This window comes from Microcoleus vaginatus PCC 9802 (genome assembly GCA_022701275.1).
GTDB lineage: Bacteria > Cyanobacteriota > Cyanobacteriia > Cyanobacteriales > Microcoleaceae > Microcoleus > Microcoleus vaginatus_A.
This window is the reverse complement of record CP031740.1, coordinates 5,219,312-5,244,016: the sequence shown is the minus strand read 5'-3', so window position 1 is coordinate 5,244,016 and position 24,705 is coordinate 5,219,312. Positions and strand designations below refer to the sequence as shown.

General features: G+C 46.5%; 25 protein-coding genes. 11 read left to right on the top strand and 14 right to left on the bottom strand.

What is annotated here, in order from left to right; translation table 11 throughout:
- Positions 1-241 precede the first annotated feature (241 nt).
- Positions 242-1,342 carry a tetratricopeptide repeat protein gene (locus D0A34_21570; GenBank protein ID UNU21082.1) on the bottom strand — a complete coding sequence of 367 codons (1,101 nt, stop codon included), beginning with the start codon at positions 1,340-1,342 and terminating at the stop codon, positions 242-244.
- A 150-nt stretch (positions 1,343-1,492) separates the two neighbouring features.
- On the opposite strand from D0A34_21570, the gene D0A34_21565 reads away from it, so the two are divergent.
- A complete protein-coding gene (locus D0A34_21565) occupies positions 1,493-1,819 on the top strand; it encodes a hypothetical protein (GenBank protein UNU21081.1) in 327 nt (108 codons plus the stop codon).
- 269 nt (positions 1,820-2,088) lie between these two features.
- Entirely contained in the window at positions 2,089-2,712 is a 624-nt protein-coding gene (locus D0A34_21560; GenBank protein ID UNU21080.1) for a hypothetical protein, read from the top strand.
- 254 nt (positions 2,713-2,966) lie between these two features.
- Here D0A34_21560 and metH read toward each other — a convergent pair whose 3' ends face one another.
- Positions 2,967-6,518, bottom strand: a complete 3,552-nt coding sequence (metH, locus tag D0A34_21555) for a methionine synthase (protein UNU21079.1) — start codon at positions 6,516-6,518, stop codon at positions 2,967-2,969.
- 71 nt (positions 6,519-6,589) lie between these two features.
- On the opposite strand from metH, the gene D0A34_21550 reads away from it, so the two are divergent.
- Positions 6,590-6,808 carry a hypothetical protein gene (locus D0A34_21550; protein UNU21078.1) on the top strand — a complete coding sequence of 73 codons (219 nt, stop codon included), beginning with the start codon at positions 6,590-6,592 and terminating at the stop codon, positions 6,806-6,808.
- Positions 6,809-6,919: 111 nt separating this feature from the next.
- Here D0A34_21550 and D0A34_21545 read toward each other — a convergent pair whose 3' ends face one another.
- The 4 genes from D0A34_21545 to D0A34_21530 form a co-directional block, all read right to left on the bottom strand.
- Positions 6,920-7,678: a hypothetical protein gene (locus D0A34_21545; protein ID UNU21077.1), complete on the bottom strand. Its 759-nt coding sequence runs from the start codon at positions 7,676-7,678 to the stop codon at positions 6,920-6,922.
- A gap of 284 nt (positions 7,679-7,962) precedes the next feature.
- Complete coding sequence (locus D0A34_21540; GenBank protein UNU22406.1) at positions 7,963-8,598, bottom strand: DUF488 domain-containing protein; 636 nt, start codon at positions 8,596-8,598, stop codon at positions 7,963-7,965.
- Between the two features lie 66 nt (positions 8,599-8,664).
- A complete protein-coding gene (locus D0A34_21535) occupies positions 8,665-9,018 on the bottom strand; it encodes a DUF3082 domain-containing protein (GenBank protein ID UNU21076.1) in 354 nt (117 codons plus the stop codon).
- A gap of 183 nt (positions 9,019-9,201) precedes the next feature.
- Positions 9,202-10,179 carry a 4-(cytidine 5'-diphospho)-2-C-methyl-D-erythritol kinase gene (locus D0A34_21530; GenBank protein ID UNU21075.1) on the bottom strand — a complete coding sequence of 326 codons (978 nt, stop codon included), beginning with the start codon at positions 10,177-10,179 and terminating at the stop codon, positions 9,202-9,204.
- A gap of 90 nt (positions 10,180-10,269) precedes the next feature.
- Here D0A34_21530 and D0A34_21525 point away from each other — a divergent pair, with 90 nt between their 5' ends.
- Entirely contained in the window at positions 10,270-11,823 is a 1,554-nt protein-coding gene (locus D0A34_21525) for an ATPase (protein ID UNU21074.1), read from the top strand.
- A gap of 98 nt (positions 11,824-11,921) precedes the next feature.
- On the opposite strand, the gene rsmA is transcribed toward D0A34_21525, so the two are convergent.
- Positions 11,922-12,743, bottom strand: coding sequence for a 16S rRNA (adenine(1518)-N(6)/adenine(1519)-N(6))-dimethyltransferase RsmA (rsmA, locus tag D0A34_21520; GenBank protein ID UNU21073.1), 822 nt, complete (start codon positions 12,741-12,743; stop codon positions 11,922-11,924).
- A gap of 277 nt (positions 12,744-13,020) precedes the next feature.
- On the opposite strand from rsmA, the gene galK reads away from it, so the two are divergent.
- The gene (gene galK / locus D0A34_21515; protein ID UNU21072.1) at positions 13,021-14,100 is read left to right on the top strand and encodes a galactokinase; all 1,080 of its coding nucleotides are present in this window, start codon (positions 13,021-13,023) and stop codon (positions 14,098-14,100) included.
- Here the strand turns inward: galK and D0A34_21510 are convergent.
- The 4 genes from D0A34_21510 to D0A34_21495 all read right to left on the bottom strand — a co-directional run bounded on the left by D0A34_21510 (position 14,090) and on the right by D0A34_21495 (position 16,764).
- The gene (locus D0A34_21510; GenBank protein UNU21071.1) at positions 14,090-14,464 is read right to left on the bottom strand and encodes a signal peptidase I; all 375 of its coding nucleotides are present in this window, start codon (positions 14,462-14,464) and stop codon (positions 14,090-14,092) included. The genes galK and D0A34_21510 overlap by 11 nt on opposite strands.
- 183 nt (positions 14,465-14,647) lie before the next feature.
- Complete coding sequence (locus tag D0A34_21505; protein UNU21070.1) at positions 14,648-15,343, bottom strand: cyclase; 696 nt, start codon at positions 15,341-15,343, stop codon at positions 14,648-14,650.
- 18 nt (positions 15,344-15,361) lie between these two features.
- Positions 15,362-16,525 carry a hypothetical protein gene (locus D0A34_21500; protein ID UNU21069.1) on the bottom strand — a complete coding sequence of 388 codons (1,164 nt, stop codon included), beginning with the start codon at positions 16,523-16,525 and terminating at the stop codon, positions 15,362-15,364.
- Positions 16,522-16,764: a hypothetical protein gene (locus D0A34_21495; protein ID UNU21068.1), complete on the bottom strand. Its 243-nt coding sequence runs from the start codon at positions 16,762-16,764 to the stop codon at positions 16,522-16,524. The genes D0A34_21500 and D0A34_21495 overlap by 4 nt, the downstream gene beginning before the upstream one ends.
- 16 nt (positions 16,765-16,780) lie before the next feature.
- Between D0A34_21495 and D0A34_21490 the strand changes: the two genes are divergently transcribed.
- Positions 16,781-17,458, top strand: coding sequence for a DUF2834 domain-containing protein (locus tag D0A34_21490; protein ID UNU21067.1), 678 nt, complete (start codon positions 16,781-16,783; stop codon positions 17,456-17,458).
- 325 nt (positions 17,459-17,783) lie between these two features.
- Here the strand turns inward: D0A34_21490 and D0A34_21485 are convergent, their stop codons facing one another.
- On the bottom strand, positions 17,784-18,062 hold the full coding sequence (locus tag D0A34_21485) for a Photosystem I reaction center subunit PsaK (GenBank protein ID UNU22405.1): 279 nt from the start codon (positions 18,060-18,062) through the stop codon (positions 17,784-17,786).
- A gap of 302 nt (positions 18,063-18,364) precedes the next feature.
- Positions 18,365-18,577 (bottom strand): high light inducible protein, encoded by a 213-nt coding sequence (locus D0A34_21480; protein ID UNU21066.1) that lies wholly within the window; start codon positions 18,575-18,577, stop codon positions 18,365-18,367.
- Positions 18,578-18,957: 380 nt separating this feature from the next.
- On the opposite strand from D0A34_21480, the gene hflX reads away from it, so the two are divergent.
- Entirely contained in the window at positions 18,958-20,748 is a 1,791-nt protein-coding gene (hflX, locus tag D0A34_21475) for a GTPase HflX (GenBank protein ID UNU21065.1), read from the top strand.
- Between the two features lie 467 nt (positions 20,749-21,215).
- Positions 21,216-21,554 (top strand): PEP-CTERM sorting domain-containing protein, encoded by a 339-nt coding sequence (locus D0A34_21470; GenBank protein UNU21064.1) that lies wholly within the window; start codon positions 21,216-21,218, stop codon positions 21,552-21,554.
- Positions 21,555-21,600: 46 nt separating this feature from the next.
- Here D0A34_21470 and D0A34_21465 read toward each other — a convergent pair whose 3' ends face one another.
- Positions 21,601-21,882, bottom strand: coding sequence for a hypothetical protein (locus tag D0A34_21465; protein UNU21063.1), 282 nt, complete (start codon positions 21,880-21,882; stop codon positions 21,601-21,603).
- A 163-nt stretch (positions 21,883-22,045) separates the two neighbouring features.
- Here D0A34_21465 and grxC point away from each other — a divergent pair, with 163 nt between their 5' ends.
- The 3 genes from grxC to D0A34_21450 all read left to right on the top strand — a co-directional run bounded on the left by grxC (position 22,046) and on the right by D0A34_21450 (position 24,673).
- Complete coding sequence (gene grxC, locus D0A34_21460) at positions 22,046-22,309, top strand: glutaredoxin 3 (protein UNU21062.1); 264 nt, start codon at positions 22,046-22,048, stop codon at positions 22,307-22,309.
- A 67-nt stretch (positions 22,310-22,376) separates the two neighbouring features.
- Positions 22,377-23,363 (top strand): glutathione synthase, encoded by a 987-nt coding sequence (gene gshB / locus D0A34_21455; GenBank protein UNU21061.1) that lies wholly within the window; start codon positions 22,377-22,379, stop codon positions 23,361-23,363.
- A gap of 167 nt (positions 23,364-23,530) precedes the next feature.
- On the top strand, positions 23,531-24,673 hold the full coding sequence (locus D0A34_21450) for a gfo/Idh/MocA family oxidoreductase (GenBank protein UNU21060.1): 1,143 nt from the start codon (positions 23,531-23,533) through the stop codon (positions 24,671-24,673).
- The last annotated feature ends 32 nt before the right edge of the window (positions 24,674-24,705 follow it).

Genomic DNA, 24,705 nt, shown 5'->3' with positions numbered 1-24,705 from the left:
ATCACGTTTATTTGCGCGCAAAATAAAACTTAATCACGAGTAATATCTGCCAGATAAACCGGAGTTTTTTAAACGAAGGAAGAGGCAAGAGGCAAGAGGTAAGAGGTAATAAAAAAAGTTTTGAGATTCTGTCCTTCCTGGCAACCCTGGGATTGGAAGGGTTAAGCCTTACAAAAATTACTTACTCAAAACTCAAAACTCATTACCAATTACCAATTACCAATTAGTACATTGAGAAATATTACTTTAGTTGCTGGAGCGCCGCCTCAGCTTTTTGTACACCCTCATTGTTGCCTTGCTGGCGGTAAGTGTTGAGGGCTTGTTGAAAAGCTTCAATTGCTTCGGATTTGCGATCGCGCGCTTTGAGTGCCGTACCCATATTGTAATAAGCTTCGGCTCTGTTTGGATCGAGCTTTATCACTCGCCCAAAAGTGGTAATGGCTGCTAAAAAATCTTGTTTTTCCAGTTGAATTTGCCCGATTCCTGCGTGTGCTTCCACTAAATTTGGTCGCACCGCAATAGCCCGCTGATAAGCTACCAGCGCTCCGTCTAAGTCGTTTTGACCCTTGAGAAGTTCGCCAATTTCTAACTGCACTTCTGGATTCCGGGGCTCCAATTTGGCAGCTTCTTCAAAAGCTGCTAGCCCTTCGGAAGTATAGCCGGCACGCAGCAAAGCAGTGCCTAATTTTAACTGGACACCGGCTTGTTTGGGAGCGAGTTCGGCTGCTTGTTGGAGCACGGTAACTGCACTGGCAAAATTTTCCTGCTGGATCAATACTAAACCCATTGAAGAATAAGCTTGCCAATTTTTCGGATCGAGGGCGATCGCCTCTTGGTATGCTTTAAAAGAACCGCTGTAATCTTTTTGCTGAAAGAGTACCACTCCGAGACCGATCCGGGCATTGACATTTTTGCGATCGAGCGCAGCGGCGCGGCGGTAAGCTGTGGCTGCTGCGGGATAGTTTTGCAAATTCGCCATAGCATATCCTAAGGCGTATTGGAAGTCAGCATTGTTCGGTTCCAGACCGATCGCTTGTTGGTAAAATTCCACTGAGGCTTGATAGTTGCCTTGACGCGCTTCTAAATAGCCAATACCAGAAAAAATGCGGGGGTTTTCCGTATCTAAACGTGCTGCTTCCTGATAAATGGCGATCGCCTTACTGTAGTCTCCTAAATCTACCAACTCGCGCCCTTGTCGCAGCAGAGCATCTAAATTTGAATTATTTTCAGGGTTGACTTGAACAGATGTTTCTGCTGAGAGCGCTATCTGCGGCGCAGCGACCGCGAATCCTGCTACTAACAGCGTACTGAATACCAAGAGACTTTGTTTGTACACGGCCATTTGTTTCAAAGAGTGTGTGGAATGAAAGGGCGAGTTGCTGTCAGCTTAGCAAGCTGACAACTTATGGTTTACCAGGAATGTTTGAGCGGCGAGATGTAGTAAATCTACAGAACAAGACCCACTCAAAATTTTCGCGACTGAGGCCAACTGATGATTGTAACAACAACTGATATCATCCAAGGAGCAGAAATTCAATCTTACCTGGGAATAGTAACTGCTGAGGTTGTCTACGGCACCAACGCCCTGCGAGATTTCTTCGCGGGCATTCGCGACATCATCGGCGGGCGCACCGGCAGTTACGAGGAAGTGTTTCTCAAAGGACAGCGAGATGCCCTCGCGGAACTGGAAAAACGGGCCCAGCGCCTGGGCGCCAATGCCGTAATCGGGGTGGAAGTGGACACAGGCACGATTAATGTAGACTCGAACGGGGCTTTGCTGCTGATTACAGCCGTTGGAACGGCTGTAAGATTGCGTTAAGCTGTCTTTCCTGTATACGTCCGCATTTCCTGTATACGTCCGGGAACTTTTCTAACGGGATAAAATATTCATCACTCATCAGTCATCAATCATCAATGATTCGCTAATAGCGGCGGGCTGGTGGCTGATGACTTTTTCGTTTATTTCTTCAGACATAGATACTGGTTCTTTCCCCAGGCAGATATACTTCCTATCAATCTCAGCCATAATCAATGCTTAGGTGAAAGATGGTTAAAAATTAAAGCAATTCTCAGAGGAAAGAAAAACCTATGTCATACGTAAATAGACCTGTAGATAATGTTGGTACCGAACCCGTGGTTGTGAATTCAATCATGGAATACCACGATCGAGTACGTTGGGGCCCGATTTTTTCAGGTTTGGTAATTGCGATCGGCACACAACTGGTGTTAAGTGCATTGGGCGCTGCGATCGGGTTGAGCAACATTGCTAATTCAGGAGCTCCGCGCAGTATTTCAGGGGACGTGGGTACCGGCGTCGGAATTTGGTCAATTATTAGTTTGTTAATTAGCTTGGGGGTTGGCGGTTGGGTAACTGCTCGCGCTTGCGGCCCGATGAACCGCAACACAGCACTTTTGAACGGAGCAATTTTGTGGGCAACTACCTTAACAATTGGCTCTTGGCTGTTAGCAAATGGCGTGGCCGGTACTTTTGGCGTAATAGCTGCGAATGCGGGAGAAGCAATTAATCAAGCGCAGCAGGGCGGGGTTGATTTGCCGAACCGAGCACCTAACGTATCTGCTCAGGATACTCGCAATATTGCTGGTAATGCTGCAAAAGCTGGTTGGTCGTTCTTGTTCGGCTCACTATTGGGTTTAGTTGCTGCGATGGTAGGAGCATCTGCCGGCGCGCGCACTCCTCGGCATCACTCCTAAAAGTTTCGTCAGACACGGAAAGTTCATATTCAGGAAAGCACTTTTTTTAAGGTGCTTTTTTGTTGGTTTAATTGGTGAACTATTTTTTTCTTGTTCCCAGGTTATACCTGAAAACGCATTTTTTAAGGCTCTGCCTCTCGGTTTTTAAAGGGAGGCACAGCCTCGGGATCTTTGTTCCCAGGCTCTCTCTGCCTGGGAACGAGGATAATGAATGATAAAAGCGAGAGAAAGGTGCTTATAGCGCACTTTATAAATTAAGCGCTGAAGTATTTGGCGGCTGGGTGATAGGTGATAATGGCGGTTGTTGATTGTTCGGGATACAGTTGTTCGCTTTCATCCATGTAGAGGTTGATACGATCGCACTTTAACAATTCCAGTTGCTTGTACTGATCCGCCATATTCGGACAAGCGGGATAGCCGAAACTGTACCGCGAACCGCGATATCTTTGGGCTAGCATATCGCGAATGTTGTCCGGTTCTTCGCTACCAAAGCCCAATTCGCGCCGAATTCGCGCGTGAGTCCATTCTGCTACGGCTTCCGCTGTCTGTACCGCTAATCCGTGAAAGTAGAGATAGTCGCTATATTGATTGTTAGCAAATAGCTTTTGCGCGTACTCTGTAGCAATTTCTCCCACTGTTGCTACTTGCATCGGAAATACATCGATTTTACCCGATTCTTTGGGCGCGAAAAAGTCGGCAATGCACAGCCTGCGCCCCGATTTTTGGCGGGGAAATGTCAATGTTGCAGCGGGTGTCGATACATCTTGCCCGCCAGCCATGATTTCTGGGTCGTACAAATACAAAGAATTGCCTTCAGCTTGACAGGGAAAATACCCGTAAATTGCTTGGGGATACAGTAACTTTTCGGCGATGACTTTGTGTTTCCATTCTTCCAAGATCGGATAAACTTTTTCCGCTAAGAAAGCATCGTATTCTTCCCGCGATTGGTCTTTTGGCTTGCGGAACTGCCACTGACCGGCAACTAAAGCTTGCAAATCTAAGTGCCAGAAAATCTCCTCAAAGGGGATGTCTTCTCCCTGCAACAGTTTCGTTCCCCAGAAAGGAGGAGTCGGGCGATCGATATCTCCTGCAACTGCTTCGGATCGCCTGGTATCTATCACCACAGGAGTGTCTGCTTTCTTGGCATCTTCTACAGAAGTTTCTGGCGCCGCTTTAGCTTCTTTAACCGCGCCATTATCATCCTCTCTTTCATCTAAAAATCCTTGCAAGTCTTCCCATTTACCAGCAGATTTGGCTGGCATGAGTTTGTCCATAAAGTGCAAATCAGAAAACGCATCTTTGCCGTAAACTACTTTACCTTTGTAGGTATTTTGGCAGTCTTCATGTACAAACTTGGGAGTCAAAGCTGCGCCGCCCAAAATTACCGGAACGGTGATTCCTTTCTGGTTGAACACTTCCAGATTCTCTTTCATGAACGCGGTGGATTTTACCAGCAAGCCACTCATGGCAATACAGTCGGCTTTGTGCTTTTCGTAAGCTTCGATGATATTGTCAACCGACTGTTTAATCCCCAAGTTTATCACTCGGTAGCCGTTGTTTGATAAAATAATATCAACTAAGTTTTTGCCGATATCGTGAACGTCGCCTTTGACAGTAGCGATGATGAATGTGCCTTTGGCATTGTCCCCAGATTCTGACTTTTCCATGTGCGGTTCTAAATAGGCAACTGCCGCTTTCATGGTTTCTGCTGACTGCAATACAAATGGCAGTTGCATTTGTCCCGAACCGAACAATTCTCCGACTACTTTCATCCCGTCTAACAGGAAAGTATTGATTATGTGGAGAGGCGGATAGCTTTCTAATGCTTTGGCGAGTTGGATATCTAGTCCAATGCGTTCGCCGTCGATGATGTGCTGCTTCAGGCGTTCTTCTACCGGAAGGCTTGCGTCTTCTGTACGATCGCGCTTAGTAGTTTTGCCCGCAAACACCGTTGTCAGGTCGCCCAAGGGGTCGTAAACGCAAATATCCCCGTCAAACTCCCGTTCGTCGTAAATCAGTTTACGGCAGATTTCTTGGTGTTTGGGGTCGATTTTGGCGAGGGGCAAAATCTTATTGGCGCTGACAATTGCCGAGTCCATCCCGGCCTGCATCGCTTCGTGCAAAAACATCGAATTCAAGACTTGCCGCGCCGCCGGATTCAAGCCGAAGGAAATGTTAGAAACTCCTAAGATTACGTGACAACCGGGCAATTCTTGGCGAATGCGGCGGATCGATTCGATGGTAGCTTTGCCATTTTTTCTGTCTTCTTCAATCCCGGTGGAAATGGGCAAAGCTAGGGTGTCAAAAAAGATTTCCTCGGCGGGAATTCCGTAGGCGACAGCGGCGTTATATGCGCGCTGGGCGATCGCAAATTTTTGGTCAGCAGTTCTGGCCATCCCGTCTTCGTCAATTGTACCGATAACTATGCCCGCGCCGTATTTTTTCGCCAACTCTAAAACTTGATAAAAACGCGGTTCTCCGTCTTCATAGTTAGTGGAATTCAGCAAACATTTGCCGCCGGCAACTTTTAAGCCTGCTTCCATCTTTTCCCATTCTGTGGAATCCAGCATTAAAGGGAGAGTGGCATTAGTCACAACGCGGGAAACTAATTCTTTCATGTCTCGCACGCCATCGCGGCCGACATAATCAACGTTAACATCGAGAATGTGCGCGCCTTCTCGCACTTGTTCCCTGGCCATTGCTACTAAACCGTCCCAGTCTTCGGCGTTTAGCAAATCGCGGCATTTTTTGGAACCGCTGGCGTTGAGTCTTTCGCCGACAATTAAGAAGGAATTCTCTTGTTCGTAGGGTTGGGCGCTATAAATTGAGGCGGCGGATGGTTCCCAAGTAATTTCGCGGATTTTGGGTTTAAGAGTTTTGCCAATTTCTGCTAGTTCGCGGATGTGATCGTAGCGGGTTCCGCAGCAGCCGCCGATGACTTGTACGCCTAAGTCTTCGACAAAGCGCATCAAGGCCATTTTTAATTCTATTGGCGTGAGTTTGTAGTGCGCGTGGCCGCCGATGTTTTCGGGTAAACCGGCGTTGGGAACGCAGGAAACGACGAAGGGCGAATGTTCGGAAAGGTATTTGACGTGTTCGGCCATGCGATCGGGCCCGGTGGCGCAGTTGAGGCCTAAAATGTCGATCGGGTAAGGCTGCAAAATGGCTAGGGCGGCGCTGATGTCGGAACCGACTAACATTGTGCCGGTGGCTTCCATTGTGACTGATACCATTAACGGAATCCGCGCGCCTTTTTTCTTAAATACTTCTTCAATGGCATTTAATGCTGATTTAATTTGCAGCACATCTTGACAAGTTTCGACAATAAATAAGTCAACGCCACCGTCATAAAGTCCTTCTGCTTGTTCGGCAAAAGCGGCGGTGAGAGTGTCAAAATCAATGTGTCCTAATGTTGGCAATTTGGTGCCTGGCCCGATCGATCCTGCGACAAATCTCGGTTTTTCTGGCGTGGAAAATTCGGCGGCGATACCCTTGGCGAGTTCGGCGGCAGTTTTGTTGAGATAATACGCTTTGTCTGCTAAATCGTATTCGGCGAGAACGATGGAAGCGGCGCCAAAGGTGTCTGTTTCGATGACATCGGCCCCTGCTTCGAGGAATCCCCGGTGCACGTTGGCGACGGCTTCCGGCTTGGTGTGGACGAGATATTCGTTGCAACCTTCGTATTCTTTGCCGCCAAAGTCTTCTGCGGTGAGGTTTTGGACTTGCAGGTTGGTTCCCATCGCGCCGTCGAAGACGATGACGGGGCGTGAGGGGTGGTGGAGGCGATCGAGGAATCTGCTATTCATAAGCGGTCAAAAAAAACGCCGGTGCTATATATTTACAATTTTATCTATTGTGCAATATTGTCAACAATTATGTGACTGTTGGCAAACGACTAATTACTGAAGGATTTAATGCTGCTGACAATAGTTCGATCGTACCTGTAATTTTACCGATCGCCCTGAATAATTGTCAAAATTTTGTTGTGGGCGAGGCTGCAGGGGGAAAACGGGCGATCGGCTGCGAGGGGTTTTTCCGGTTAACTGTTGAGCAATTTTGCCAAAATGCGATCGCCACAATTAAACGAGTCATATAGCAATCCTTGCAGGAGTCGTAAATTTTTACCCTACCCCAACCCTCCCCGAACCCGCTCGCTCGGGAGTAAGAAATTCACAAATGATCCGAGGATTGCTATATAACTAAAGCATTAAGATTTCTTTCTCATCCTTTTGTTGGAAGCCCTTTTAGGCAGTCGCTTAATTTCACTTTCGCCTCCTTGAACTTCTACTTTTTTGATATTTTCTTCTACTTCTTCTATAATTTCAAAATCAACAATTTCAACATCGCCCTCGCTGATTTCTTCCTCTTCCTCAATCTCCTCCCAATTCTGTTGATTTGCGATTAACTGCCCCGCTAACCCAGAAGCTTGAACAGACAATTCTTCGATTTTTTCATTAATTTCAACTTCTCCAATCCGATGCTCACTTTCCGCCGTCACTAAATATTTTGCTATAGCAAAAAAATCATCACTTTCTTGACTAATTTCAGTTTTCCTGATTTCCTTGTCTACTAGCTGCATTGATAACTGCTGCTTTTCCCTTGACAATTCCTCAACCTTAGTCGCAAGCATTCTAATCTGTTCGTTGAGAACGCGAATTTCTCGGTTTTGCTGCTGAATCATTTCTTCGGCATCAGCAAGAGTTCGATTTCTCTCTAATATCACCTCATTTTTAGTTTCTAATTCCAAAGCGCTCATAGCCGCTTTAATTACATTATAAAAATGCGGCTTAGATACATCAACTTGTTTAGCATTATGGCGGCTTTTCCCCAAAAGTCCAATCTTTTCTCCTTGCTTAACAGCCAAAACAAAACCTTGATGATTTTTTATTTTTAATTCTTTGACAAAATCTACTTGAACTAAACTGCAAATATATTTGTGACAGTCAAAATAAAATTCTGCTTTCATCAAAAAGCACCCCTTTCTGCTACAGTCCCGCAGAATTATAGCATGAACAACGTTAAAACTCGAAGAAAATTTATAAAAATAGGGTGGGCGCGGAGGGCTGTACCCTATTTTATAAATGTATGCGATGTCAAGAGTTGTTCAGGACTTATGCGAAAAATCGTTTGACGCGCTACTTCTAGCAGTAATGGGCGCATTGTGTCCCTAAAAAATTAGCTTTTGCGGGCAGGAATTTAAATATTTTCGCTTAGCAAAACCCGCCAACATCGACCGATTTTGTAAATAAATTAATTGCTTTCTTTGCTGACATAAGCGATTTCTAATCCATGACGGTGAAAAGCTGCTGCTAAATCAACTGTTTCTTCTTTAACTTGAGGCTCTAATTCAAACAAGCTTAGCTGGATTGGCTGATTATTTTTTTTGCCTTTGTTAAACTTGCTCAAAAGTCTTTCTTCTAAATGCTGGTGCGATTCTAAATTGCCATCTGACAGAATATGATTAATCGGGAAATTAAATTCTTTAAGTTTGTGGCACACTAAAATAGTCCGGTGACAAGTAAGTGGGTCTTTTTCCGCACACATTAAACTGATTTTATAATTGGATGCGCCTTTTAGCAAGCGCTCAATTCCTGCGGAAAATAGAGGAGTGGCTGCTATGCGATCGTATAAAGCTTTACCGCTAGAATCGTAACAGCTTAAATCCTCCGGTCTCGCGCCCAACTCTTTGCCTAAAAAAACATATTGAATGCCGACACTTGACAGAGAAGCTTTAATTTCAGATTTATTAAAATGAGGTAAATAGCGGCTAAAAGGATGCGATCGCACGTCCGCAACCGCCGTAATTCCGTGTTGTTGCAGCAGCAAAACAAACGCTTCAATACTCAGATTGGAGTGTCCGATCGTAAATAATTCCCTTGCTTCGATCTTACTCTTCACTCTTTGCCTTGCACATGAAAGTTTGTGTAGCCCAATTCTTGCAATTGCTAGACTTCAAGCTGTAGGTTTCTTTAGCAACTTTTGAATTAAAAGTTGCACAGCCAGCAGCATCAAACCCAAAGATGCAAAAGCAAAAACACCCGCGCCCAAAGCCACAATCCCCATGACTAAAGTTCGCACAGCCGCGCCAATATTAATCGCAGTCACATTGTCAGAATGAATGGGCGAATTTGCAAAAGTTTGGACGATCGACAAAGTTAGCGCGTACAAAGCCGTCGCAAACCCGCCCGCGATCAGCGAACCCATCACGCACCGCAAAATCGTCGGCGGCGTCGAAGATGCAGAGGTTGCATCTCCAGCCGAACTCAGAGGTTTAGAAGTAGAATTTGGATTAGTTAAATCAGTCATGGCGATTTTAGATTTTAGATTTTAGATTTTAGATTTCTGGTTAATTCACCAAAACTAAAATCGGTGTTGCATGGCATATTATCAGTTCTTCGATCTCAATAGACTCTGCGAAAAGTTAGATTCATCTTGACCCTCGCCTGTTAGACAGGTTTAACGGGCGATGGTGATCGCACCCTCTTCGAGTTACACCCTCGAAATCGGCGGTTTCGTCTCGTTTCCCTCCGAAAAAATCTGAATTCCAGTATTGCTAAACTGTGCTACCCAAAAATCCAAATCTGGAGAAGCGATCGCAATTTTAACCCGTTCCATAAGTTGCTGAGCCTGCTCGGAAGACTCGGCCAGCGCAAACACCGTCGGCCCGGAACCCGACATCATCGTTCCCAAAGCCCCCGCCGACTCAAAAGCCTGCCGCAACTGCAACACCTGCGGGTACACGGGCAAAGCAACTTTTTCTAAATCGTTGTGTAGCAATTGACCAATTTTTGATCGATCTTTTTGGGCGATCGCCCCCACCATCGGGCCCGAATGCAGCCGTTCCCGGCGGCACCCCAAATCTTCCACTGCACAATAGGAACTACTGAACTGCTGGCGATAAGTTTGATACGCCCATGCCGTGGAAATACTGAGATTGCGGTACTTCGCCAAAACCACAGAAAAGCCTGCCAAATCAGGCAGAGGCGACAGTTTATCCCCGCGACCAGTTGCCAAAGCCGTACCTCCCGCAATGCAAAAAGGCACATCCGAACCCAAAGTTCCCCCCAATTCTTGCAACTCCGACTGAGTAAGTCCCAATTGCCACAGCAAATCCATCCCGACTAAAACCGCAGCCGCATTGGCAGAACCGCCGGCAAGCCCCGCCGCCACTGGAATCTGCTTGTGAATGGCAATCTCGACTCCGCCGTATTTCGCCAAAGCATCGGGGAATTGCTTCGCCAACAAATCCGCCGCCCGGTAGGCCAGGTTATTCTTATCAGGAGGGACTTGCGGGTGATCGCAGCGCACGCGAATCGTGTCCGTACCAATCGCGCGCAAGTCAATTCGATCGGCTAAATCTATACTTTGAAGTACCATCGCCAGTTCGTGATATCCGTCCGGGCGATCGCCTATGATTTCCAAATACAGATTGATTTTTGCTGAAGCTAACAGAGAATATGAACGCATAGGTGATTAAGCCGCAGGTGAAAGAAACCCCTGGTTGCAATTAATTGACACCAGTCCGCATCCATTTTCTCACAACTCAAAGGAAATATTATGCAGGAAATGTGGAAAACTTTTTTTAGTTCCGGGTCATTTATTCCTCACGGTCACTGCTATCTCTGGCAGACCCCGTTAGTCTGGCTTCACGTCGCCTCAGATTCGATCATTGCACTAGCATATTTCTCTATCCCGATTACACTGATTTATTTTATTTCCAAACGCGAAGATTTGCCCTTTGACTGGATCTTTACCATGTTTGGAGGCTTTATCGTCGCCTGTGGCATCACTCACATATTTGAAGTCTGGACGCTTTGGCATCCTACCTATTGGCTTTCAGGAACAATGAAAGCAATTACTGCCCTTATTTCCTTTGCTACAGCCATACTTTTGGTAGACTTAATCCCTCAAGCCCTAGCACTTCCGAGTCCCGCACAGTTAGAATCCGCCAACCGACTCCTAGAATCTGAAATTGTCGATCGCCAATTAGCAGAAGCTGCACTACAAAAAGCCAAAGAAGAATTAGAAATTCGAGTTGAGGAACGCACCGCAGAGTTAAAGTCTCAAACTCAACATTTAGAATTGGCAAACCGACTCCTAGCATCGGAAATTGTCGAGCGCCAATTAGCAGAAGCTGCGCTAAAAAAAGCTAAAGAAGAATTAGAAATTCGAGTTGAGGAACGCACCGCAGAGTTAAAGTCTCAAACTCAACAGCTCGAACAAGCCTTGTCTGAATTGAAGCAGGCTCAATCAAAGCTAATTCACAGCGAAAAAATGTCATCTTTGGGGCAATTGGTCGCTGGGCTTGCTCATGAAATCAACAATCCGATTAACTTTATTTACGGCAATCTTACTCACACCCGTGAGTATGCCGATACTTTAATCAAACTGGTGAATATCTATCAAGAACAGTATCCGAATCCCCTACCCACACTTAAAGAAAAAATCGAGTCTATAGATTTAGACTTTATCATCTCTGACCTGCCAAAAATATTAATTTCTATGAGAAACGGCGCCGAGCGGATTTTTGGTATTGTCAAGTCGCTGCGAATTTTTTCTCGCCATGACGAAGCAGAAAGGAAAGTAGCCGACATTCATGAAGGAATTGACAGCACACTGATGATTTTGCAAAGCAGATTGAATGCTAAGCCAGATTTGTGGAGCATTCAAGTTCTCAAGGAATATGGCAATTTACCGAAAATAGAGTGCTATCCCGGACAGCTAAATCAAGTGTTTATGAATATCCTAGCTAATGCTATTGATGCTTTAGAAGATGACAGCCACAGCGAGTCGATGGCAGGCAATGAAGCTAATCGCTGCCTCATCAAAATTTCTACCAAACTTTCAGACAGTCAAGTGGTAGAAATCCGAATTAGCAACAACGGGCCAGAAATAACTGAATCGGTGAGGAACCAGTTATTTAATCCATTTTTTACCACTAAACCAGTAGGTAAAGGCACGGGATTAGGTTTATCGATTGGCTATCAAATTATCACAGTAAGACATAAAGGCGAATTGCACTGTATTTCTGCCCCGGGGAAAGGTGCAGAATTTATTATTAAAATTCCGATTACCCTGCAAGAAACCTTTAATAATCCCCATCAAACCTAAATTAAACTGTTAGTAGTCACACCGAAAAGTTCTTATTAAAAAAATACCCAGGTATCAGAATTATTTAATAATTCTGGTATCTAACACAATCCTGAACTTCAAACATCGCCCATAATATTATTACTCAAACTTACCCATTGATCCACGCTTAAATCTTCAGCGCGAGATTGAGGATTTATCTGTAACTCTTCTAGCAATTGAACAAGTTTATCTAAGTCCACAGCCCCTTTCAAATTATTTCGCAGCATTTTGCGCTTGCTACCAAATCCCAACTTAACTAAATTCTCCAAATAGCGCGGATTAACCGCCGGAGTTTCTATCAGTCTCGGAACCAGCCGCACCACGGCAGAATCGACTTTTGGTGGCGGAAAAAAGTCTTTAGACGGCACATCGCAAATTAACTCGCATTCTGCTAAATACTGCACCCGCACCGACAAAGCGCCAAAAGCTGTCGAACCCGGTTTAGCGTAAAGCCTTTGGGCCACTTCTTTCTGCACTAACAGCACGATCGAATCGAAGGGTTTAGCCGCAGGAACAGATATCGTTCCCAGCAGTTTTTGCAGAATCGGGCCGGTGATATTATAGGGAATGTTGGCAACAACTTTATTGGGATTTTGGAATTTGGGAAAGGCCGTTAGTTCCGCCTCTAAGTCCATTTCCAAGATGTCCCCTTGTAGCAGTAAAAAATTGTCGGTTTTGCCGAGTTGTTTGGCTAGCTTGAGACACAAATCTCGATCGATCTCCACAGCAACAACAGACTCAGCAGCAGGCAGCAAACGCCGAGTCAAAATCCCCGTACCCGGCCCAATTTCCAGGACGCGATCGCGATCCAAAGAAGCCGCTTTCACAATCTTATCTAAGGCTTTCTCGCTTTTGAGCCAATGTTGAGCAAACTGTTTCCGGGGTCTGGTCGATCGCATTTTTTGAATTTTTGGAGAAATCTTAGCCTGTCATTCTATCACAGCTCAATATCTTTTCCCAACCGACGGTGATGTTTATTTTTGTTAACAGGGGTTGAATTAACCAAAAAAATTGGGCACTATAATAAGGACAAACGAGAAAAAATAAATTTATTTCTTCCCAATTACCAACAGCACAACACGTAAGTCACGGAGACACGGATAGCTGTTTTTCCAAATAACCAATAACAAATAACCAATAACAAATAACCAATAACCAATTACCACTTCCCCAAAAATGAAATTCCAACGAGTATTTGGTACATTACCTAAAACCACAGCCAGCGCACCCGGAAGAGTAAACCTGCTGGGCGAACACACAGACTACAACGATGGATTTGTACTTCCAACTGCGATTCCCCAGCGCACAACAGTACAAATCGGCTTCAGCAGTGACGATCGACACCATTTTTATTCAGCAGAATATGACGAACTCATAAATTATTCAGACGACGATACAATACCGCAAAACTTCGTCAGTTATATCTGTGGCTGCCTCAGACTTTTAGAAAAAGAAGGATACAAAGTACCGCCAATAAATCTCTACATTACCTCGAATGTGCCGATCGGAGCCGGTTTGTCCAGCAGCGCCGCTTTAGAAATAGCCACCCTCAGAGGACTGCGCGCGCTGCTGAACCTCCCCCTAGACGACGTGCGGCTAGCTCAAATCGGACAGCAAGCCGAAATCCAGTATGCCGGCTTGAACTGTGGCATCATGGATCAAATGGCGTCGAGTTTAGCAGATACCAACACCATGCTATTTATCGACACCCGCAGCCTGGAATGCCGCCCGGTACCTTTTCCCGCAGGCACAGAAATTTTAATAATTGACAGCGGCGAAAGCCACAAACTAGCAGCAGGAAGCGGCTACAACGAGCGCCGCGCCGAGTGCGAGGAATCCGCGCGGATATTGGGAGTTAAAGCTCTCAGGGATATCGCCGATCCCCAAGCAGTCGAAGTATTGCCAGAACCCCTCAAAAGGCGATCGCGCCACGTCGTTACCGAAAACAACCGCGTGCTCGAAGCCGTAAAATCTGTGTCGGCAGAGCGTTTTGGTGAGTTAATGAATGCTTCCCACGCCAGCCAGCGCGACGACTACGAAGTTTCGGTAGCGGCAGTAGACACGCTCGCGGCCATCTTGCAGTCAATCCCGGGAGTCTTCGGCGCAAGGCTGACGGGCGGAGGTTTTGGCGGTGCTTGCGTAGCCTTGGTGGAGAGTGGGAAAGCGGGTGTTATCGCATCAGAGGCGATCGATCGCTACCAGCGCGCGGGTTATAACGGTCGCGTTTTGGTTCCAGAAGTTAAAGTTAATTCTTAATTCCCGAACTATCTCCCGACAGCGAAGGCCACCGCACAGTCACGATCACCGAATCCTCCTCGGCTGACCAATAATGAGGCACTCCCGGCTGCCACAGAGCATAATCTCCTTCGCGAGAAAGCAAGATTTCTTGCTCGGGAAATTGCAGCCGAAACCGCCCTTTTACCAGGATAGAAAGCGTGGTGGCGGCAGCATTTACCGCCCACTGAGTCCTACAATCTCCGGCGGGGTGAGTGCCCCATTTTACCTCTAAAACAGAAGTCGATCGCGCGTCGTTTTCAGGGGTAATAAAGTGACCCGCAAACCACCCGCCCCGACTTGCCCCTTCAGCGCCCGCATTTCCAAAAACCACTTGAGATGACATCAGTTAATCAGCTAAAAAACAAAGATGGTTAGATCTGACATCTTGCACCATTTTCAATAAGCTTTTTATGGGCGGGCAGGATGCCCACCCCACAAGAAATTCCCTCTTTGTGGAACAGGCATCTTGCCTGTTCTTGAGAATAGTGCAAGATGTTAGTTAGATCCGGAGACACCATCTAACTTATTACTTGCGGCCCGAAGATTGACCTTCTGTACTCGCTATTTCCCCAGCTTCCATTAACTGCTTAAAGCGACGTAAATCATTGGCAATTTGCTGTTCTGGAGCTTCGCCAAATAGTTTAGCAGCGCCAGCACCAATTGCGCCCCCCGGAGGGTTGTATTCGATGACAACTTTTACCTCTGTACCGCGTCCTGCAGATGCCGGTTGAAAGCGCACAAAACCAGAATTGTCAACATCAGATCCTTCAACAGACGCCCAAGCAATTAAGCGATTTTCTTCTTCGCGGACAATCGCTGCATCCCATTCCACACTATTGCCCATCGGCGCGCTGGCAATCCAGTGAGAACGTTTTTCATCGATGACAGTAACGTGTTTGAGATGCTTCATAAACCGAGGCAAATTTTCAAAATTGCGCCATAAACGGTACAATTCATCAGCCGGTTTGTCGATCGTCACCGTCTTTTCAACTTTAATGCTTTGATTCTGATCAGCAGCAGACTGCAAACCCTCCACCACCCCCAGACCGCGCGCCGCTAAACCGCCGCCCGCAACCGCCAGCAAAGCACCTCGCAAAGAACGCTGCGACAAACCAAAAAGCACCAGTGCCCCGCCGCCTATTAAAGATGCCCAGCGTTCGGTATCGCCGCTGCTACTACTTTGGTTTTGTTTGTCGGAATTTGTCATTGAAGTAGATTCCATTGGTTTAAACCTGGTAAATTAATAGCGAAAAATAGCAGCTACAGGTGCCTCGTCCGGCACTTTTTCTGGCGGCACTGCGTAAACAGTTCCGCCGTTGAGGATAGTTTGAATTGCTGCCGCATTCAACAAATCTTCGTCGCCCAATTCTGCTTCTGGGTGGATTTGCACCGAATTCGTATCGGGATTAAAAGTACCCCACTGCTGAACGCCAAGAGCAACAAACAGTCGATCGACCCGTCCAAAATAAGCAGCCGAAACAGCTTCTTTCAAATCAGCAGAAATTTTATCGCTTCCTGTCAGATCGTGGTATTGTGCGATCGCCTCCGACTGAGCCTGCAAAAACAAAGGTTCCACCAGCGGCAAAGCTTCGGCCCGCAACTCTTCCGGCTTGAGAAGTTTCTGATTCCCTGTAATTCCTTCTTCAACTAAATGCGGGTAGGTATTGGCTTCTCGGTAAAGCGGGAGCAAATACTCAACTCCAGCTAATACTAAAGGAGCTTTTTTATTGTGCAAATATTTGTGCAGCGCCCCATCGATTATGTGGAAATACTGCAATATTTCCTGCTGGGGTTCATCTCGATCCGGACTTCCCTGGCCGTGAAAACTTCCCGGCTGCTGAAAAGAATTATTAGTGCCTCCTTTGGAAGTAGCAATCCGAAACTGACCATCTTTAGCTGTCGGGTCATATTGCAGAGCCTCCTCAAGGCTTTTCGGCAAGTTTTCAACTTCAACTTCCCGAGCACTGTAAGCCGTACACTCAATCAGCCTCACTTCCTTTTTACTGAGAGCTAAAACATAAAATAAATTATCTCCTGTCAGCAGAGGCATCAGGGGCTTGACGTGAAAATTGTCGCTTACAACCACTAATTCATCAAAATTCACCGGACAGCTATAGTAACGGAAAAATCCTGAACCGACAAAAATCGCCAGCAGGTTGCTTTGATTTTCCCAAAAGTTTTCCTGGTCAATTTCTGATCGGACTGGCTCTAGCAATTCCCCAGCTTCTTTTTTGTCAAATCCGTACTCTACTATTTTGTCTTCAGCCTCTCTGATTAAATTTTTGAACCGAATCGGATTTTGTTGAATTTCTGTTCCTTGAGCGACTGGCATATAAATAGAGACGCACAATCCAGCAGATTGTTGTACCAGCGCTTTGAGTTCCTCTACAGATATTAAGTTCATCGCTGAAACTCCTTTTCTAATAAAGGGTTGTGTAATGGAAACAACCGATTCTTTAAAATGTATCTTCCCTGGCGGGGCTCCTGCGTCTGCCTAAAGTAATGCTCGCCTGATGTAGTGCCTTTCATCCCCGGATTAAAACGGGGTTTGCAGCCGCTGTCCCAATCGAACTGCTTATCACCTAAGATAGACGCCGCTAACTGGGCGGCTACTTTACCATAATTTAGTTTAGTCGGGTTCAACTACTCGTTATATCTGATGAAAACAAAAATGTTTCTGGGGTTGCTATGGGCAACATTTATTGCCTACACCTTACTGCTAGCTCCTCTCGATCAGCCCGGAACGCTAACAGTTATTGAAAAAATGATCAAATTCCAGCTAGAAGGAATTAACCCCTACCTTGTAACGGTATTCGCTCTCATGGGAGTGTGGCCGATGGTCTACGCTTGCCTCCTATTCATTGATGAGAGAACCCAAAATATATCCGCTGGGCCTGCTTTCATCGCTTCCAACGGCGCCGGTATCATCGGCTTAATTCCCTACTTACTCCTCCGCCAGCCCCAGCCACAATTTTCCGGCCGCAAAGATATGTTGATCAAAATATCAGACTCCCGCTGGACAGGCCTTGTACTTTTACTAACTACTATCTGGCTGTTAGCTTGGGCTTGGTTAAATGGAGATTGGGGAGATTATGTCCAGCAGTGGCAGTCAATTCCTTTTGTGCATTTAATAACTTGGGATTGTTGCTTGATGGCTGTAATATTTCCCTCACTTCTGGGAGACGACATGGCACGCCGTGGACTCGCCGACGATCGCATTTTTTGGGCAGTCTCTCTAGTTCCGCTGTTAGGGCCGCTAGTTTATCTTTGTCTGCGCCCCCCTCTGCCAGACTCTGCAACAGAAATCGCCACTTTCCCACTGACAGCCAGAAATTGAAACATGGAAAAATTTTATTTTCTGGGCTAAGGCTAACTGTCACTGGCTGTAGTTGTAGGGTGCGCCCGCCTGCATAATATCTCGATTTTCAAAGGTTTTATCTAAATGAGGCACTTGACCACTCGATCAAACTCTGGCACTTTTCCTCTGTTGTAGGGTGCACGGTCAAAAAACAACCGAAAAAAAAATCGGTTTCTGCGTAATGTCCGCAGGGAAAACTAAAATTAGGGGTGAGTGCTTTTCACTTACCCCTGCCCAATTTTTTTGGATCATTTAAACGGGTTTATTGCCGTAACAACTCGCCCACTAAACGACACAGTTGCTACTAGATAGCCTTGTCGATACTCAGCGACAAAATCGTGAATACTCCCAGCAAATGACCAGCGCTCATGCAAGCCAGAAATGCCGGTACGCTAACATTGTTGAACAGAGAGGGGAAGGGCAAAGGCATTTTCGGCCCGACGTGGGGATACCAAATTCGGCGGCTGAGAACTAGCAAGGCTAAGATGTTGCAAATAAACATCACCAGAGGCTTTTGCCAATTTCCGGATGCTGTGTCAGTCACAGTCGATTGTACTACTGCCAGTAAATTTGAGTTAATCATTGTTGATGCTCCTACTTTTTCATAAACTATCAGAAATGCTCGATGAGATTTCTTTCCACCAATATAATAGCAGGAGCGAGCGCCTTTACGTAATAAATATCTATCCATAGGAATATTCACCGCGCCAGCGACATCGCCCCCACCCGTAATCATGGAATCACAGCAAGAAGTCTTTTAATGCCATTCAAAAGTAACGAAAGATACAAAGGGACAAAACCATACTCGCTGCCATTTGTAACTTTTAGCCTGTCTGGCAGTGGCGGCATTTAGTCACGCTGCCAGACAGGAAAGAGTGCTACTCATTAGTGAGCAATGTAGGTAGGCAGAAAGTGAAGTATGTCACGTAGAACGCTATATCCAGCGGCATCCCAAAGCAAATAAGCTAAGAAACCGATCATCGCTAAGCGACCGTTCCAAAGTTCTGCTTGCGGGTTGAAGCCAAACAAAAAGGCATTCCTATCTTTGCCGTTGTAAGCATTAGCTGTAGGAGGCAAGTTAGTAGGACGAGTTTCCATGTTTTTACATTCCTTAACAATGTTCGCTTCTCATGGTAGCGACCTAATTTCTGCTTTGCTATCTGTCTCTAGGCTCAAGATACACACAAGTCTAAAGGAGGATTTTGAAACAAAAAATAAAGTGTTAAGTTTTGTTGCGCGAGATTTTTCAGTGATCGCCTGTATATGTAGATACTAAATCCAACTGCAAGTTGAGAGAGTCGCTGTGAAAGGCTCGATCGCCCCGTAGCGACAAACAACGGCGCTGGTGACTCGACAAGACTGAATCCGCGCTATGCTAGAGGCAAGAAAATTTAGTAAATTTCAACTTAAAACCCGAACACGATCGCCCTTGAGTTTACTAAAATAGGAGATAAACAGATCGATCGGGAGAAACAGTTATCGAAACCATCTACGGCCATCTTCAAGGTTTAAAGTCCAGCCAGCTCAAGCAACTCGAAAAGCTTTACCATCAGCGACTACCGGGCGATCGTATAACCACGGCAGAATTCGCCCAGCGCGTCGCAGCCATTAGCACAGAAATAGACAAACCAATCTGCGCCTACATCAACCGTCGCGGACAAGTAATTCGCGTCGGCGTGGGCTCACCCCGCCAAACGCAGATTGCGCCCTTAGAATTACCCCGCTACGGGGGAGGTCGCCTCAGCGGCATTCGCTGCATCGCCACCCACCTGAAGCCAGAAACCCCAAGCGAAGCAGCTCTCACCGCAATGGCAATTCAGCGCCTGGACGCCCTCGTTTGGCTGACACTGACCGGCGGAGGATTTCAGCGCCGCGGCGGCGGTGCGACTGGTTACATCCAAGAAACTTATCTCGCTCACTTGATACCCCAAGGAGACCAGCCAAATTTTGAGTTCTCTGTTTTGAGCGCTCAGTTAGAACCAGATTCAACTGATGAAATAGAAGAGCCTTCAATTGAAAAGTCACTAATCAAAACTCAACACTTTCCCTGGAAAATATCAGAACCGCTGAATTTGGACGAACTCGCCAACCAAGACTTTCTGGATTTGGTGGAAGGACTCGAAGCAGAGTTTGAAGCAGAGTTTGTCGCTAAGCAGGTCGATGCAGACCAAGATAAAGTGCTGTTGGTGGGTGTAATGACTCAGCACATGACTCAGTTGGAGTTTGAGGACGGGCTCGCAGAAATCACGCGGCTGGTTGAAAGCGCGGGGGGTCAGGTGCTGCAAACAGTGCGCCAAAAACGATCGCGCCCCCATCCGCAGACAGTCGTCGGGGAAGGCAAAGTTCAGGAAATTTCCCTCGCCGCTCAGACGGTTAGCGCTAACCTCGTGGTATTCGATCGCGACCTGGGGCCCGCACAAATACGGAACTTGGAAACTCAGATAGGTATCCGGGTCGTCGATCGAACAGAGGTAATTCTCGACATCTTTGCCCAAAGAGCTCGATCGAGCGAGGGTAAATTGCAAGTCGAACTCGCTCAGCTAGAGTACGCCCTACCCCGGCTCCGAGGTCGCGGTCAGGCAATGTCGAGACAGGGTGCTGGCATTGGTACCAGAGGCCCCGGGGAAACCAAACTAGAAACCGAACGGCGGACGATCGCCAAACGCATTTCTCGATTGCAGCAAGAAGTAAATCAACTGCTGGCGCACCGCTTCCGGCTGCGGCAGAACCGGCATCATCACGAAGTACCCTCAGTCGCGATCGTCGGCTACACCAACGCCGGTAAATCCACTCTGCTCAACCTGCTCACCAATTCCGAGGTCTATGCCGCCGACCAGTTATTTGCCACCCTTGACCCCACAACTCGACGGTTGACCATTCCCGGCGTCACCGGGGAACCCCTGTCGATCGTCCTCACAGATACAGTGGGCTTTATTCGCGAACTGCCCTCCTCCTTGATCGACGCTTTTCGAGCTACCCTCGAAGAAGTCACTGACGCCGATGCTTTGCTGCACCTAGTCGATCTCTCCCATCCCGCGTGGCAGAGCCAAATTCGATCGGTCATGAATATTTTGACCGATATGCCCGTAACTCCCGGGCCAGCCCTTGTTGTTTTTAACAAAATCGATGCCGTAGATGGAGATACTCTCGCCCTCGCCCGAGAAGAATTTCCTCAAGCCGTCTTTATTTCGGCTGCCAAAGGTCTCGGGATGGAAACTCTCCGCGACAGACTAGCTCAACTCGTGGAATACGCACTCTACCCTCGGTAAATACTTAAATATTTCTTTTGAGTAGTTGACATGGGGGAATATACGTACATATACTGAGGACAGATCTAGTGGAACTATGAGATTATAAAAGAGTAGTCAGATTGTGCATTGCAAAGTACAATACAACATCTCTATTTTGCGCTCGGTTAAATAAATAATTTCCGGAGGCCCCGGTCAAGGTAAAAACACTCTTTGTTAATGGCTGTAACGGCTATTGGTTCAGAGGTTGCAAAAAGATGTTGCTTCACTCTGGCCCAACCACGGTACGCGACGTCAAGGTGAAAGAGAATAATATTATTATTAAAGTGTTTGGGCACTCACCTCAAGCGCTATACTATCTTTTACGGACGTCCGGCAGAGAATACATCCATTTATTGTAAGAACTCTAAAATCCTTGCCCGTCGTACAGCGCTAATCTCTAGGACTATTTCTATTTTTCGATTTTACCACTGTTTAACTAAATAGTTATGTGTACGCCACTGGCAAAACTAGCAATTGGACTCTCTGCCACCATGGCAACAGCGTTTTACTATCTAGCTGCCGCCCCTCCGGCTTCAGCACAAGTAGATGTGTGTGGGCCTGGAAATTATTCTAGTGCCTGTGCCCCCAGCCAGGAATCAACAGCAACGGAACCCGACCCGCCATTGGCTGCCCAGCCGGGTTTGTCCCAAATATACACAAGCACACCTTCGAGAAACTCCACTTCTATTCCTGAACCGGGTACTGCGATCGCAGTCCTACTGACAGGTGCAGGAATGATCTGTTCGTGCAGAAAGCGAAACAAGCAGGTTGGTCCGCAGCGCTAGGCAGGCTGAGGACCAACCTGTTTGCCTTCCAAATGTCTTCGTTTATTTAAGCGTGGGTATTTGTTGCCTTAATATATAAAATAATAAAAAATTGTATAAAAAATAACTTCACACCTAGCTTGTACGCTGCAAATAGAGCCGGATGTTGAAGGAAGAAAGCTATAGCGACTTCAGTCAGGGTAAAAACAAGGAAGAAGGCAAATGCACTTCCCGGTAAGGGTTTCAGCCATGAATAACCTCCGGTGCAACAGATAAGGTTGCTATATATAATAAAAATTAAAAAATAAAAATAAAAATAAAAATAAAAATAAAGATTGGTTAAGATCAATCCTTCCGACAGTTTTTGAGAGTCAACCGTATAATAAGGGTTTCAAGGCTCCAAGGCAAGTTCGCTACCAACGAAAAATCAAGGGTTTCAGCCTAGAAACTAAAAACAGTCCGCACTAGGGTTAAGATTACAATTAAAAAATATTGTTATTGCTTGAGCGTCCATGACCCCTAAAGTAGAAATTTACACTTGGAGAACCTGCCCGTTTTGCGTTCGTGCCAAAGCACTGCTGAAGCGAAAAGGGGTTGATTTTACAGAGTACGCGATCGACGGAGATGAAGCAGCACGGGCTCAAATGAGCGATCGAGCCAACGGAGGGCGCAGCCTGCCCCAGATATTCATTAACGACCAACACATAGGCGGCTGCGACGACATCCACAGACTCGATACTCAAGGCCTGCTAGATCCGTTGCTAGCAGCAAAATAAGGCCTTCCCTGTGGGATTTTTAGTTAGCCCAAATTTTCCGGTGACCAATTCTTAATTTTAATTGACAATGAAATTTGCATTCATCATCGATCCCCTCGCGCGACTAATTCCAGGACACGATACCAGCGTAGCGCTGATGGAAGCCGCTCAAGAGTTGGGTCACGAAGTCTGGGCGACTCAAGCCAACGAACTAAGCGTCATCGGCGGCAAAACCTGGGCAATGCTAAGTCGGGTAGCCCTCACCCCAGTCAAACTGGTAGATGGACGCTGGGAGGCTGCGGAGGCTTGGTACCAGGTAGAACATCCTACTTTGCAGCCTCTCGAAGCAATGGACGCAGTATTTATGCGGACAGACCCCCCAGTCAACATTCCTTACCTCTACGCTACTTACCTTCTAGACGGCATCGATCCCACTAAAACTTTGGTAGTTAACAGTCCCAAAGGATTGCGGGCGGCGAATGAAAAGATGTATGCTTTGCAATTTGAGGGAGCGATCCCCGAGACAATTGTTTCTCAAAACAAGCAGGTAATTCGGCAATTTGTTGAGAAAAAAGGAGCAGCAGTTCTTAAACCGTTGGGTGGCAAAGCTGGCGAGGGGATTTTGTTCTTGGAAGCCGACGATCGCAATCTCAACTCCCTGGTCGAAATTAGCACTCAACAAGGGCAAATTCCAGTGATGGTTCAGACTTATCTGCCGGAAGCAAAAGAGGGAGATAAACGGATTATATTGTTGAACGGCAAGCCCATTGGTGCTATCAACCGCATTCCCACTGGCAATGAATTTCGCGGCAACATGGCCGTCGGCGGCCGAGTCGCAAAAACAGAAATTACCGATCGCGAACTGCAAATTTGTGCTCAGTTAGAACCCGTGCTGCAACGGGACGGACTGTACTTTGTCGGCATTGATATCATTGGCGGTTATCTCACAGAAGTTAATGTCACCAGCCCTACAGGGATCAGAGAAATTGACTTGTTTGACGGCGTTAGTTTGGGCAAACAAGTAATTGAATGGGTGGAGAAGGAAGAAGGAAGAAGGAAGAAGGAAGAAGGATGAGGGAAGAAGGAAAGCACGACACAGATTAGGACACGGATACACGGATTAATTATCGACCATCAGGCAGATGTTGAAGTCATAACTTATTTGTTAGTTGCTACCAATTCCCAATTCCCAATTCCCAATTCCCAATTCCCAATTCTCAATTCCCAATTCCCAATTATTAAATTATGTCAAAAATTGGCGTTGCAGTAGTCGGTACAGGTTTCGGTCAAAAAGTACACCTTCCCGGATTCCAGGCCCATCACCGGACAGAGGTTGTGGCTGTTTACCACCGGAATTTAGACAAAGCAAAGGATCTCGCCTCTACCCACAATATCCCCTATGCCTGCGACTCGATCGCCGATATAGTAGCCATCCCAGAAGTAGCGGGCGTCAGCATTTCCACACCGCCATTTTTGCATTTTGAAATGGCAAAAACCGTCTTGGAAGCAGGCAAGCATTTATTATTAGAAAAACCCACAGCCCTGACAGCAAATGAAGCCAGAGAACTTTACCGATTGGCAAACAACGAATCCCAAACCGATTTTAAAAATGGTGGTTCGAGAGCAATTGCCACAATGGACTTTGAGTTTCGCTTCATCCCCGCATGGCAAATGCTAGCAGAATTATTGGCAGCAGAATATGTGGGAGAAAAGCGTTTAATTAAGATAGATTGGCTGGTGTCGAGCCGCGCTGATGCGAGTCGCCCCTGGAATTGGTACGCGCAAAAAGAGCGAGGCGGCGGAGTTTTGGGCGCGACAGGTTCTCACGTTTTTGATTATATTAGCTGGCTGTTCGGCCCGCCGCAGAGGCTTTCTGGGCAATTGATTACAGGAATTTCGCGGCGGCCCGATCCGAATGATTCGGGAAATTTAAAATTAGTTGATGCCGATGATTCGTGCACGTTGATGTTGGAATTAGCCGGGGGAACTCCTTGTCAAGTTTGTTTGAGTTCTGTTACTTATCAAGGGCGGGGACACTGGGTGGAAATATACGGGAGTAAGGGTACGTTGGTGTTGGGAAGCGACAACCAGCAAGATTACGTCCACGGATTTCGCTTGTGGGGTTCCCAAGGTGGAGAACCTTTAGCTGAAATCAAAATTCCTCAAAGATTGGAGTTTCCTCAAGTTTATCCAGACGGGAGGATTGCACCGTTTATTCGAGTAGTAGATAGGTGGGTAGAAGCAATAGATGCCGGTAAATCTTTGATACCGTCCCTCAGAGAAGGGGTTTACTCTCAGTTGTTGATGGACTTGACCCAGGAGTCGAATGCTACGGGAACTTGGGTAGATTTACCGAATATAGATAAATTTTTGGGCACTAAGTAAAAGTAAAAACTCCCAAAGCAATCTCTCGCACT